The sequence below is a fragment of the Xenorhabdus ehlersii genome (genome assembly GCF_003610465.1).
In the GTDB taxonomy this organism is placed as follows: Bacteria; Pseudomonadota; Gammaproteobacteria; order Enterobacterales; family Enterobacteriaceae; genus Xenorhabdus; species Xenorhabdus ehlersii.
This window is the reverse complement of the sequence record NZ_RAQI01000006.1, coordinates 126,353-139,325: the sequence shown is the minus strand read 5'-3', so window position 1 is coordinate 139,325 and position 12,973 is coordinate 126,353. Positions and strand designations below refer to the sequence as shown.

Here is a 12,973-nt window from a genome sequence, read left to right as displayed (position 1 = left end):
GCCTCCTCAGCTAATCAGCTTAGAGACAGATTCACCTGCTTCATCCGGCACCCTACGGATTTCACAAGTGATTCCCAATTTATCCAACTCACGGAATGCATTGATATCAGCGTCATCAACAGAGACCGTTTTGTGGATCTGTTTTTTTCCTTCCGAGAAATGCATATTTCCGACATTGACAAATTTGATAGGAACACCTCCTTTAACCAGAGTAAGCACATCCTGAGGTGTTTTGCAGACAATAAAAATTTTCTGCCTGTCCGCCGCCTTGTGAATGACAGCGATTGTTTTCTGCAATGTGAAATAGCGGGTCTGCACACCGTCAGAGACCACCATATCCATTAAAGATTGGGCAACAGGGTCGGCTGATGCTTCATCATTTGCCACCACAACCAAATTCGCGCCCAGTGAATTTGTCCAAGTCACGCCAACCTGACCATGAATCAGACGGTTATCGATTCGGGTCATCAATATGTTTGGGGCAGACATACTCACTCCTATTATTATTTTGTATATTGATAAGGGTATAATTGGACACCTTTTACAACTCGGTTTACTTCCCCTGTCGGGCAAGGATTATCGGGTGATAAGCTATGTGACAACGAGGTATTGAATGCCAACAACTGGAAGAAGATAAGATATGGAAACATCAGCCAAATATCAGAAAACCCGCTATTCAGTTCAACAGCTCCCGGCAGTGGCAGGCTGCTAAGCGGAATAATCTGTTTTGCCAGTTCATCATGTTTCAGTTCATTGAGCAGATCGATATCATAACGGCGGCAATACGCTTCTGCCGACAGCATCACGATAACTAAGGTATTTTCATCAATCATGAATTTAGGCCCGTGACGTACACCGAGTGTAGAGTCAAAACGGGTTGCCACTTTACCGGCTGTCAGTTCGAGCATCTTCAGAGCGCCTTCTTCCGCAATACCGGTAAAACAGCCGGAACCCAATGCTACCATTCTGCTGAAACCAGACTGTGATACTTTCTGAACCCGCGGCAACCATTCTGAAAAACACGTTTCACAGAGAGTGGCCATCTTTTCGACTGACTTATCTGCCCGTGCAAAATCCAGTTTGCCAAGCAGTAGCAATGTCGCCAACGTCATGCAACTGAAGCTGGATGTCATTGCAAAACTACGATCATGGGAACCTTTAGGCATAATCAGCGCACAGGCATTGTTCTTGCCCTCTGCGCGCTTGACCTTTGCATAATGGGCAAGCGCACCATCTGGATTACAGGTAAGTATCAAGTGATAAACATCATCTGCTAACTGATCCGCCAGCTCAATTGCCCCGACACTTTCCGGGCTGTTACCGGAACGTGCGTAGGAGACCAGTAAGGTCGGACGCTGTTTTTCAAGATACTGCCACGGTGTCGGCACAATATCCGTTGACGCATAGGCGTAGACATCCAACCCACAATGTTCACGTAACCACGGAGCCATCGCTTTACCGATAAAAGCGGAAGAACCGGCACCACAGAGGATAATCTGTAAATCAGGCTTAACTAACAATGAAGACAAAAAAGGCTGCCACTGTGCCGCACTGGATTCCAGTTCACGATAGAGTTCACGCCATAAACGGGGTTGATGGGCAATCTCCTCTGCGGTAAACAGCGCATTGTGTTCTTCCAGCCATGACTGTGAATATGACAGTATCGTCCTCATGCTACAGCTCCTTCACTCTGTCCCTCACACGCTAGTGCGTACTGAAGTAAAACGGTTCTCACTTTATCCATCACCCACGCTTTCGGATCATGTTCCAGCCGCCCTGCTTTTACTGCTTCGGCCTGCTCAGGCAGGTATTGACTCAGCATCGACAGGGGTATTGGATTATTACGCAGGTTATTCAACAGATTATTGACTGCCGTTTCTGCCTTTGGAGCTGCCCAGTAGTAACGGATGCGGTCACTAAGACTGTATTGGCGGTCAATATATTGCTGATGTGCACTACCTTGGTAATAAGGACTCCAGTACTGAGGCTGTTCATGCATGATTTGCTCCAGCGTACTGTGCAGGTGAGCTGCATTCAGCTCACCATTCCATTCACGGTCTAGCTTATCGAGAGCAAACAACCCCTCACGCAAGGCAAACGTCAGCGCCGGCCCTACCTTTAGGATGGCAAAGTGGTCACGCACCAATTCACGGTAAGCACGCAGAGTCTGATAATCCGTAGAATGAGCCTCATAAACCAAATGGGGGACGGTTTCGATAAACTGGCTTAGTGTTTGTGCTTTCGCTGACTTGTAATGTTCAACATTATGATGATCAAATTCGACGCCAGGCTGAACCACAAGGCCAATAACCCGCGGCCAGACATCCGCTAAACCGTGCTCTTGCCATGCGTGTTGATGAATTTTCAGCGTCGTTTCTGCTGCCTGAGGTGAAGTGATCTGCATCCCTGCCATTGACGCCTTAGCACCTCCCGGTACAGGAACTTCAGTACCAATCACATAAACAGGGCGTTCACCGCTGTGCTCTTTCCAACTACGCTCAGCAACCTGACACAGCCTCGCTGCACGGGATGCTACGATTCCATCACTAAGCGGCACCGGATCATCTGCACAGGACATTGAACAATCGAGATGAATTTTCCTGAAACCTGCCGCAATATAATCGTAAATCAGTGTTTCAGAGAGCTGCATAGCCTCTTGCGCGCTACGGTTCTGCCATGCATTAGGACCCAGATGATCGCCACCGAGCCAGACTCTTTCGCGGGGAAGCCCTATTTTGTCAGCAATTTTCCAGATCATTGCGCGGAAATCTGCCGGTTGCATTCCGGTATATCCGCCGAACTGATTAACCTGATTAGAAGTCGCCTCAATAAGTACCGAAGAGTTTCTCTCTTTGGCTAAACGAATTGCACTTTCCAGCACCCAAGGATGCGCCGAGCAGACAGAGTAAATCCCTACGTTCTCGCCTGATTTATGGCGACGGATCAACTGTAATAGTGGCTGCATAGTATCTCCAGTCTATTCAGATAGGGTTAAAAACATTCGTTTTTAATTAAAATAGATATTTCTTATTCATCAACCACAATGACATCGACATCAAAAAAATCAGCGCCTGACGATAATCCCAGCTTCAAGGTCAAAACCGTCCACATCAAGAAACAATTACAGCAGAGTGGATCAATCGAAAATGTGATCCTTATTAAAGTTCATTTTTAGAGAAAAACCACCCCCGAAAATATTTCATTTTCATTCAAATCGAAAGCATGATCTTTCATTCGGCTTATTCGTTCTTCTACTTAAAGGCAGTCAGGAACTATAATTAAAGGAATTAAAAAATTAACAAACTTTAGTATTTTTTACGGCAACGACATCACGAATAAATTAAAAATCAATCATCACATTGATTTTGTGGATAAAATAGCCTGTAATCTCGACTATATGTGAGAAATTTGCTCAGTGGTGTTAAAGAATGGAATTAATTTAACTATAATGAAATCAACTTTAAACGATAGAATTTTTAATTCTGACAATGCTCTATGAAAATAGCCATACTACGTCGAAATGGACTTGGTGATCTCATTTGCACTCAACCATTAATAAAATTTTTACAGAAAACATATCCTGACGCAGAGATCAGCCTATTTATAGATTCTGGCAATGCTGAACTTGCTCATTATTTGTACCCTGAAATCAATATCTGTATCATCCCTAAAGGAAATAAATACCTGGCTATTATTAAAACTGCATTAGCATTTCGTCGAAAAAAATTTACTATTGCTATCTCAGCCAAACCTACACCTATGAAGCTAAATAATCTATTCTTATGGCTATTAGGGGCTAAAAAACGCTATGCTGTTGTTACAGATAAGAATTGGCATGCAAAGTTAATTAACTATCCAGTGAATCAGGAACAAGTTAATGGTTACCATCAGGCATTAAAAGTATTACGTACATTTTCACCTAATGAAAATAAATTATCTGCTGAACTTTTTCCTTGTATCAAATTTAACAATACCTTTCAACCTATTGAACCGCAGACTCCCATGATTTTATTTTCTGTATCTAACAATAGAAAATACAGTCTCATAAATAATGAACGTCTCACTTTAATAGCAAATAAAATTCTAGAAAATCACCCAGATACAAAATTTTTTATTTCTTCATATCAGCATGACACTCCTTTAGCTGAGGATTTAAAATTACGTATAGGAAAAAATAGTGAAGTTGTAGTATCCGATTCTCTGGATTCTTTTTTAGCTTTATTGAATAGCATGACACTCATTGTTGTCGGTGATGGTGGTATTTGTCATTTAGCAGCCGCGCTACAGAAAAAGCTTGTTGCCTTTTATGGTGTAACAAAACCTGAAAATTGGGCACCACTGGCTACAAAAGATAAGTCTATCACATTATACGATCCTGAAAATGTCAACAATATTGATTTAAATAAAGTTTATCCAGCTATATTTTCTTTGCTAAAGGAGTGATTTATTAAATAACTTCAATTACATCCAAAAGATATAAATTTATCTTGAAAATAGATATAATTTGACAACATAATTTATTTTTAAGGAGGCTCGCTTTCCATTGGAGAACGGGCTTTTGAGGAAAGGTTATTTTACCTAAGTATATATCTTAAACATCAGATAGTGACTCTGGTATGAGTAAGACGTTAATTTCTCAATCTAAGTTACAAGACAATCCCTGTATTAGCTGCGGTGCTTGCTGTGCATATTTTCGTGTTTCATTTTATTGGGCTGAAGCTGAGGATGGTGGCGGTACAGTTCCCGTATCTATGACCGAAAAATTAAATGATTTCATGCGCTGCATGAAAGGCACAAACGAAGCTCACCCCCGATGTATCAATTTATGTGGTGAAATTGGTAAATCGGTTTCCTGTTCTATCTATGATAAAAGGCCCTCTCCTTGCAGGGAATTTCCCCAGGCCTGGGAAACAGAAGATTATAATGAAAGTTGTGATCGTGCCAGAGCTGCTTATGGCCTTCCCCCTCTGCCAAAATCTCAACCATAGTTGATACTCGTTTGATATTAGTCGAATAAAAAACAGAATATTTCACTCAAGAGGAATTCGTTAGTCCCATCACAGACACCTTACTTTTGCATATCTATAGTTAACAAATGTAAATTTCATTACAGCAGAATGAGTTATCGCTGTGCAATTTATGAACTTTCCTTCATGAAATTATCAGGATGAAAAATAATGTCTGCTCATCTTCCTACAGGATATATTCCACAAACTTGCGAATCTTTATCACATTATCTTGCTAAAAATTTACCAACCACCATTTCACCAGGCGGTTCCCCTGAAACCTGGCAAATTCAAGAAGTGGGTGATGGAAATCTTAATTTAGTATTTATCGTCTCTGGAAAAGAAAAAACGATTGTCGTCAAACAAGCCCTGCCTTATGTACGGGCTGCGGGTGAATCATGGCCACTTTCCCTTGTTCGTGCGCATTTTGAATATCATGCTCTAATTGAAGAAAAAAAAGTCGCCAAAGAATATGTTCCTGATGTCTATTTTTATGATGAGAAAATGTCTCTCTTTGTCATGGAGTATTTATCTCAGCATATCATCCTGCGCAATCGCCTTATTGCCGGAGAAAAGTTTCCCCATCTCGCCGAAGATATTGGCATTTTCCTTGCGAATACGCTGTTCCATACCTCCGATATTGGCATGGCTGGTAAAGATAAAAAAAATCTTACTGCTCTCTTCGTTAATAATCATGAACTTTGCAAGATCACTGAAGATCTGATTTTTACTGAACCCTATTTTAACGCAGAGAGAAATAACTGGACTGCCCCCCAACTTGACGATGAGATTGACTCCATTTGGCAAGATCGAGCACTCATTCAAGCCGCCATGCAGTATAAGTATCAATTCATGACGCAAACACAAGCTTTGCTGCATGGTGATCTCCATTCCGGCTCAATCATGGTGACGCCAAATTCCACCAAAGTTATTGATCCAGAATTTAGTTTTATGGGACCAATGGCGTTTGATATCGGTAACTATATCGGTAATTTATTGATGGCTTACTTCGCCCAGCCAGCCCTGCGAGAAAATAATGCCCAGTGCGTTGATTACCAGACATGGCTTTTAGGGCAAATAGAAACAACCTGGTCGGTGTTTGAACGCCATTTTCGCCAATTATGGAATGAAAAAGACATTGGGGATGCCTATCCTGTCGTGCTTTATCAACAGGGCACATTCGATGCTTCCTTCTTAAAAACAGTGCAAGATAACTTTCTATCCACCTTATTTAAAGACACACTCGCCTATGCTGGCTTAGAAATTAATCGTCGTATTGTTGGGTTTGCCGGTGTTGCCGATTTTAAACAAATTGAAGATCAAACCCAGCGCGCTATCTGTGAAAAACGGGCACTAAAACTGGCACGAGAATTGGTAGTCAATGGAGAAAATTATCCCACTTTTTCGCTAATCAGACGTTATATTGCACAGTGTTAAGAGATTGATATGAAAATTAACGGCATTCATTACCGTTCTGTTTGGCTTGCCAGCGATGGTTATACCGTCGAAATTTTCGACCAAACCAAACTTCCTTTTGAAGTGCAGACTATTCAACTACGCACTATGCAAGATGCTGCAACAGCCATCAAAGAAATGTGGGTACGGGGAGCGCCTTTGATTGGTGCCGTCGCCGCATATGGTATGGCTTTGGCAATGCATCAAGAAAGTAGCGATGAAAGTCTGCAACAAGCTTACAATGTTTTGGTGAAAACCCGCCCTACTGCGATCAATTTAAAGTGGGCTTTGGAGCGAACTTATCGAGTACTAGAAAATCTCGAACATTCACAACGTGAAACAACGGCTTATCGTATCGCCAATGAAATTGCAAATGAAGATGTGGAATTCTGTCACAAAATTGGTGAGCATGGATTAAAAATAATCCAGAGTATCGCAGAAACCAAATCAACAGGCGAAACGGTCAATATTTTGACTCACTGCAATGCCGGCTGGCTCGCGACGGTAGATTGGGGGACGGCTCTGGCGCCAATTTATATGGCACATGATGTCGGGATCAAGGTTCATGTCTGGGTTGATGAAACCCGCCCACGTAATCAAGGAGGGTTAACTGCTTTCGAATTGGGTTCACATGGTGTACCACATACTTTAATTGCTGATAACGCCGGTGGGCATTTGATGCAACATGGCAAAGTGGATCTCTGTATTGTTGGCACAGACCGGACAACTGCTCGAGGCGATGTATGCAACAAAATCGGTACTTACCTCAAGGCATTAGCAGCCAAAGCCAATCAGGTGCCTTTTTACGTTGCCCTGCCATCTCCTACACTGGATTTAACAGTCTGGGATGGCGTAAAAGAAATTCCCATTGAGCTACGTTCAGGTGAAGAACAATCCCACGTATATGGCATCACACCTGAAGGTCTACGAAGCTGGGTCAACACAGCGCCACATGGAACATCTTGCGAAAACTATGCTTTTGATGTTACACCTGCTGAACTTATCACCGGATTGATTACTGAACGTGGGATTTGTGATGCCAGTGCGGAAGGATTACGGGCGCTTTTCCCTGATCTGTGTGGGTAACCGTCATTATCATGCAAGGTAAAAATGATGAATAGAGAGCAAATCGCCCAAGAGATTATTGAAACTTGTCTCAAAATGAACGCGCTTGGATTGAACCAAGGGACATCGGGCAATATCAGTGCCCGCTATCAAGCCGGTTTTCTGATTACTCCCAGTGGCATACCTTATGAAAAGCTAACGGCTGATCAAATCGTATTTGTCAGTAATCAGGGGGAATATGAAGCCGATAAGGTGCCTTCAAGCGAATGGCATTTTCATCTCTCTTGCTATCAAGCACGTTCTAATCTCAATGCCGTTGTACATAACCATGCTGTTAATGCCACGGCAGTCTCTATTCTCAATCATGCCATACCTGCTATCCACTATATGGTTGCCGTTACAGGTACTGATCATGTTCCCTGCATTCCCTATGCCACTTTTGGGACGACTGAATTAGCTGACAATGTAAAAAAGGGGATCGCATACAGTAAGGCATTATTGATGCAGCATCATGGCATGATTGCAATGGAAGTTAATCTGGAAAAAGCGCTATGGCTGGCCAATGAAATTGAGATATTGGCACAACTTTATTTAAAAGTGCTGCCAATTATAGGAACAGTTCCGATACTTTCTCCGGCAGAAATGCAGCAAGTGCTGGAAAAATTCAAAAGTTATGGACTAAAGGTAAAATAGCCGCGAGATTCTATATATCAGAAGAAAAAGTATTAAGGGGATATTACGCTAAGGTAAGCGATTTCCTGATAAGAAATGCTGGGATGAAATGGTGGGTCGTGCAGGATTCGAACCTGCGACCAATTGATTAAAAGTCAACTGCTCTACCGACTGAGCTAACGACCCGATTAGGTAATTCTGATTTTGGTATCTAAATGGTGGGTCGTGCAGGATTCGAACCTGCGACCAATTGATTAAAAGTCAACTGCTCTACCGACTGAGCTAACGACCCGATTAGATAATTTTGATTTTGATATTTAAATGGTGGGTCGTGCAGGATTCGAACCTGCGACCAATTGATTAAAAGTCAACTGCTCTACCGACTGAGCTAACGACCCATTCTAAATATCAATGTGATACTGGAGACGAAACAACCCGATGAAGTGGTGGGCGATACCAGATTCGAACTGATGACCCCCTCCTTGTAAGGGAGATGCTCTACCAACTGAGCTAATCGCCCACTTCACGATGACTATTAACGACATCAATACCACTGATTTATGATTGGTGGGCGATACCAGATTCGAACTGATGACCCCCTCCTTGTAAGGGAGATGCTCTACCAACTGAGCTAATCGCCCAATCACAAAATCATTTTTATCACTACGAGAAATATGGTGGGCGATACCAGATTCGAACTGATGACCCCCTCCTTGTAAGGGAGATGCTCTACCAACTGAGCTAATCGCCCCGTCGTGATGGAGTCGCATTATAGGGATAGTTCGAAGTGAGTCAACGCTTTTTATCACTAAAACAATCGTTCGTCGTAAAATTAAACAGAATGAAACAATTATAGTCACGTAATGGTATCATTTAGGCGGGTTATTTTAGCTTTTCTCAATAACCTGCCGTTAACGCCATTGAGGAATTGAAGTGCAGTGATAAAATAACTCCCACTGTTGTTACTTCAATCATCCAACACGCTCTCTAATAAAGAGAAACGTAATTAAGGCAATTCCTGATGAGTAAAATTAAAACCCGTTTTGCACCAAGTCCTACTGGCTATCTGCATGTTGGTGGTGCGCGTACTGCTCTTTATTCCTGGTTATACAGTCGCCACAATCAAGGTGAATTTGTTCTTCGCATCGAAGATACCGATCTGGAACGTTCTACCCAAGAAGCCATCGACGCAATTATGGACGGGATGAACTGGTTAAATCTGAATTGGGATGAAGGCCCTTATTATCAGACCAAACGTTTCGACCGTTACAACCAGGTTATTGATGAAATGTTAGAGCAAGGTACTGCTTATCGTTGCTATTGCTCTAAAGAGCGTTTGGAACAATTGCGTGAAACTCAGATGGCTAATGGTGAAAAACCACGTTATGACGGAAAATGCCGTGATAACGAGTGCCAGCATAGTCACGATGAGCCACATGTTGTGCGTTTCCGCAACCCACAAGAAGGGTCTGTCGTTTTTAATGACAGTATCCGTGGCCCGATTGAATTCAGTAACCAAGAGCTGGACGATTTGATCATTCGCCGTACCGACGGCTCACCAACTTATAACTTCTGTGTGGTAATTGATGATTGGGATATGGAAATCACCCATGTTATTCGTGGTGAAGACCATATCAACAATACCCCACGTCAGATCAATATCCTGAAAGCGCTTGGCGCACCTGTCCCAGAATATGCCCATGTTTCTATGATCCTCGGCGACGATGGTAAAAAACTGTCCAAACGCCACGGTGCAGTCAGCGTAATGCAATACCGTGATGATGGTTATCTGCCAGAAGCACTGTTGAACTATCTGGTTCGTATGGGCTGGTCACATGGTGATCAGGAAATTTTCACCGTTGAAGAAATGACTGAACTGTTTAGCCTTGATGCCATCAGCAAATCTGCCAGTGCATTCAATACGGAAAAATTGCAATGGTTGAACCATCACTACATTAATACTCTGCCAGCAGAAAAAGTTGCTGTACATTTAGCGTGGCATATTGAACAGCAAGGTATTGATACTCGCACAGGTCCAGAACTGGTTGATTTGATCAAACTGTTGGGTGAGCGCTGCAAGACCTTGAAAGAAATGGCTGAATCTTGCCGTTATTTCTATGAAGAATTTGCCGAGTTTGATGCAGATGCCGCGAAAAAACATCTGCGTCCTGTTGCTCGCCAGCCATTAGAAGTTGCCCGTGCGAAACTGGCAGCGATAACTGAATGGACACCTGAGAATATCCATCACGCTATTCAGGCGACGGCTGACGAACTGGAAGTTGGGATGGGTAAGGTAGGCATGCCACTGCGTGTTGCTGTTACAGGTGCGGGTCAGTCTCCGAGTGTTGATGTAACAATCCATGCTATTAACCAAGCTCGTTCATTATCTCGTATTGATAAGGCACTGGTTTATATTGCTCAGCGTGAAGCGCAATAAATCGTCATTTACCGATGTTACGTCATAATGTGGCGTGAATAATCAAGGCACTCAATTTATTACAGTGCCTTGATTTGTTACCCTCCAGACTGGTCACTGACGGCTTTTTCAGCGCTTACACAGAGAATGTTAATGAATTCATTGACAGAATTCTCTGGTTTTCATATGATTCGCCCCGTTCTACAGAATTTTGATTTGGGGCTATAGCTCAGCTGGGAGAGCGCTTGCATGGCATGCAAGAGGTCAGCGGTTCGATCCCGCTTAGCTCCACCAAATACTTATCTTACTTACTCATCAGAGTAATCAGTATTTGGTATTCAAAACCTGAACCACATTCGTGGGGCTATAGCTCAGCTGGGAGAGCGCTTGCATGGCATGCAAGAGGTCAGCGGTTCGATCCCGCTTAGCTCCACCAAAATTCTTAATCCCTGAAGACGCAAGTTTTCAGGGATTTTTCTTATATCGCTGTATTCGTAATCCCATTAAGGGTTAAGGTCGATTATTAAAAAAATTGGCTATAAGAGCCTGTCCCTGTCATCATTTATTGTATTTACACGTTTCATTGGATGACTATTTGCCATCCATTCTCTGACATCTGTAGGCAGGGTTTGCATGTACGGAGTATCAACATAACCTGGTCCAACTGCAATGAACAAAAAAACTTTATCCATCAGGTTCCTTTCAACGGTTTTACCAGCGAGTCCAATCCTTCAATTTTTATTGCAAGCGTCATTTCCATCAATGCTCCCAGTTTTCCCTGTGGGAACTCCCCTTTGCGGACAAACCAAAGTAAATACTCTTCCGGCAAATCAATTAACATTCGCCCTTTATATTTACCAAATGGCATAGCTGTATTCGCTATTTCCAACAAGTTTTCTTTGTTCATCATAATCAACCTCATTATCTCACTATGAATATAAGACTATGAATATAAAAAAGTGGCGCCCGCCAGAACGCCACTTTCGATTGTTTTCTATCAAATCTAATGAAACAGATTAGAGGCTCAAAATCAGTCCGGTAATTGCTGCGGACAGGAAACTCACCAGCGTTGAACCAAACAGCAATTTCAAGCCAAAGCGCGCAACAGCATTACCCTGTTGTTCATCCAGCCCTTTAACAGCGCCAGAAATAATCCCAATGGAACCGAAGTTAGCGAAAGAAACCAAAAATACGGACAGAATACCTTTCGAATGTTCACTTAGTTGAGCAGACATCTCTTGCAGGCTCTGCATCGCCACAAATTCGTTGGAAACCAACTTGGTTGCCATGATACTGCCGACTTTCAGCGCTTCATCACTTGGAATACCAATGATCCATGCAAACGGATAAAACACATATCCCATACACTCCTGGAAAGTAATACCAAATACCAGATGGAAAATTGCGTTAATTCCTGCAATCAAGGCAATAAAACCGATCAACATCGCAGTGACAATCAAAGCAACTTTGAAACCCGCCAGAATATAATCGCCCAGCATTTCAAAGAAACTTTGCCCCTCGTGGAGGTTGCTCATATGGATATCTTCTTCATTCTCAACAGAGTAAGGATTGATGAGAGATAAGATGATAAAAGTGCTGAACATATTGAGGATCAGTGCCGCAACCACATATTTTGCATCCAGCATCGTCATGTAAGCCCCGACGATAGCCATAGATACGGTAGACATTGCTGTTGCCGCCATCGTATACATCCGGCGTTCAGACATGTTGCCCAACACATTCTTATAAGCAATGAAGTTCTCTGACTGCCCCAGAATCAATGAACTCACCGCATTAAATGATTCCAGTTTACCCATGCCATTGATTTTAGACAGTATTGTACCTATTACACGAATAATAATTGGCAATACTTTGATGTGTTGCAAAATACCAATCAGGGCGGAAATAAAAATGATAGGACACAATACATTTAGGAAGAAAAAGGCCAGATTTGCTTCTATCATGCCACCGAAAACAAAGCTGGTCCCTTTCGCTGCATAAGACAATAGATGGACAAATAAATCGTCAAATCCTTTAACGACCCCCAAACCCACGTTAGAGTTCAGGAAGAACCAGGCCAGAAAGAGTTCAATTATAATTAACTGAATAATATAACGAATCTTAATACCCTTCCGGTTATTACTTGCCAAAACCGCCAGGCCGCCAATGACCACTAATGAGAGGAAAAAATGTAAAATATGAGATATAGACATAAAGAAGAGCTCCAAACACGATTCTGTGCAAATTTACATCTGTATTTTATGTAACACATAATAGTAAATTTTGATTACTATCACACTAATTTACTATTTAGGTGGTTACATGTCTCTATTTAGCTAACTCGATCACACTTTAATAA

General features: G+C 42.4%; 11 protein-coding genes and 8 tRNA genes. 8 read left to right on the top strand and 11 right to left on the bottom strand.

Features of this window, described 5'->3' with window-relative positions; genetic code table 11:
• Window positions 1–6: 6 nt before the first annotated feature.
• The 3 genes from agaV to BDE27_RS17055 are packed head-to-tail and all read right to left on the bottom strand — an operon-like array spanning window position 7 to window position 2,965.
• A complete protein-coding gene (gene agaV / locus BDE27_RS17065; RefSeq protein ID WP_099132058.1) occupies window positions 7–489 on the bottom strand; it encodes a PTS N-acetylgalactosamine transporter subunit IIB in 483 nt (160 codons plus the stop codon).
• 14 nt (window positions 490–503) lie between these two features.
• Window positions 504–1,673 carry an SIS domain-containing protein gene (locus tag BDE27_RS17060; protein WP_099132059.1) on the bottom strand — a complete coding sequence of 390 codons (1,170 nt, stop codon included), beginning with the start codon at window positions 1,671–1,673 and terminating at the stop codon, window positions 504–506.
• Entirely contained in the window at window positions 1,670–2,965 is a 1,296-nt protein-coding gene (locus BDE27_RS17055; RefSeq protein WP_099132060.1) for a D-tagatose-bisphosphate aldolase, class II, non-catalytic subunit, read from the bottom strand. The genes BDE27_RS17060 and BDE27_RS17055 overlap by 4 nt, the downstream gene beginning before the upstream one ends.
• Window positions 2,966–3,495: 530 nt before the next feature.
• Between BDE27_RS17055 and BDE27_RS17050 the strand changes: the two genes are divergently transcribed.
• The 5 genes from BDE27_RS17050 (at window position 3,496) to BDE27_RS17030 (ending at window position 8,219) form a co-directional block, all read left to right on the top strand.
• Window positions 3,496–4,443 carry a glycosyltransferase family 9 protein gene (locus BDE27_RS17050; RefSeq protein ID WP_099132061.1) on the top strand — a complete coding sequence of 316 codons (948 nt, stop codon included), beginning with the start codon at window positions 3,496–3,498 and terminating at the stop codon, window positions 4,441–4,443.
• 173 nt (window positions 4,444–4,616) lie between these two features.
• Window positions 4,617–4,988 (top strand): YkgJ family cysteine cluster protein, encoded by a 372-nt coding sequence (locus tag BDE27_RS17045; protein WP_099132062.1) that lies wholly within the window; start codon window positions 4,617–4,619, stop codon window positions 4,986–4,988.
• Between the two features lie 189 nt (window positions 4,989–5,177).
• Window positions 5,178–6,443, top strand: coding sequence for an S-methyl-5-thioribose kinase (mtnK, locus tag BDE27_RS17040; RefSeq protein ID WP_099132063.1), 1,266 nt, complete (start codon window positions 5,178–5,180; stop codon window positions 6,441–6,443).
• 9 nt (window positions 6,444–6,452) lie between these two features.
• Window positions 6,453–7,547 (top strand): S-methyl-5-thioribose-1-phosphate isomerase, encoded by a 1,095-nt coding sequence (gene mtnA / locus BDE27_RS17035; RefSeq protein WP_099132064.1) that lies wholly within the window; start codon window positions 6,453–6,455, stop codon window positions 7,545–7,547.
• 27 nt (window positions 7,548–7,574) lie between these two features.
• Window positions 7,575–8,219, top strand: coding sequence for an L-fuculose-phosphate aldolase (locus tag BDE27_RS17030; RefSeq protein WP_099132065.1), 645 nt, complete (start codon window positions 7,575–7,577; stop codon window positions 8,217–8,219).
• An 89-nt stretch (window positions 8,220–8,308) separates the two neighbouring features.
• Here the strand turns inward: BDE27_RS17030 and BDE27_RS17025 are convergent.
• The 6 genes from BDE27_RS17025 to BDE27_RS17000 form a co-directional block, all read right to left on the bottom strand.
• Window positions 8,309–8,384: transfer RNA gene (locus BDE27_RS17025), tRNA-Lys, on the bottom strand.
• 30 nt (window positions 8,385–8,414) lie between these two features.
• A tRNA-Lys gene (locus BDE27_RS17020) sits at window positions 8,415–8,490 on the bottom strand.
• A 30-nt stretch (window positions 8,491–8,520) separates the two neighbouring features.
• Window positions 8,521–8,596 (bottom strand) — tRNA-Lys (locus tag BDE27_RS17015).
• A gap of 46 nt (window positions 8,597–8,642) precedes the next feature.
• A tRNA-Val gene (locus BDE27_RS17010) sits at window positions 8,643–8,718 on the bottom strand.
• Between the two features lie 45 nt (window positions 8,719–8,763).
• A tRNA-Val gene (locus BDE27_RS17005) sits at window positions 8,764–8,839 on the bottom strand.
• Between the two features lie 34 nt (window positions 8,840–8,873).
• A tRNA-Val gene (locus BDE27_RS17000) sits at window positions 8,874–8,949 on the bottom strand.
• 270 nt (window positions 8,950–9,219) lie between these two features.
• Between BDE27_RS17000 and gltX the strand changes: the two genes are divergently transcribed.
• The 3 genes from gltX to BDE27_RS16985 all read left to right on the top strand — a co-directional run bounded on the left by gltX (window position 9,220) and on the right by BDE27_RS16985 (window position 11,050).
• Window positions 9,220–10,635, top strand: coding sequence for a glutamate--tRNA ligase (gene gltX, locus BDE27_RS16995; protein ID WP_099132066.1), 1,416 nt, complete (start codon window positions 9,220–9,222; stop codon window positions 10,633–10,635).
• A 197-nt stretch (window positions 10,636–10,832) separates the two neighbouring features.
• Window positions 10,833–10,908, top strand: a tRNA-Ala gene (locus BDE27_RS16990).
• Between the two features lie 66 nt (window positions 10,909–10,974).
• Window positions 10,975–11,050: transfer RNA gene (locus BDE27_RS16985), tRNA-Ala, on the top strand.
• Window positions 11,051–11,305: 255 nt separating this feature from the next.
• Here the strand turns inward: BDE27_RS16985 and BDE27_RS16975 are convergent.
• Both BDE27_RS16975 and BDE27_RS16970 read right to left on the bottom strand, forming a co-directional pair.
• Window positions 11,306–11,521: a DUF3820 family protein gene (locus BDE27_RS16975; RefSeq protein ID WP_099132150.1), complete on the bottom strand. Its 216-nt coding sequence runs from the start codon at window positions 11,519–11,521 to the stop codon at window positions 11,306–11,308.
• Between the two features lie 109 nt (window positions 11,522–11,630).
• A complete protein-coding gene (locus BDE27_RS16970; RefSeq protein ID WP_099132151.1) occupies window positions 11,631–12,821 on the bottom strand; it encodes a NupC/NupG family nucleoside CNT transporter in 1,191 nt (396 codons plus the stop codon).
• Window positions 12,822–12,973: the final 152 nt, after the last annotated feature.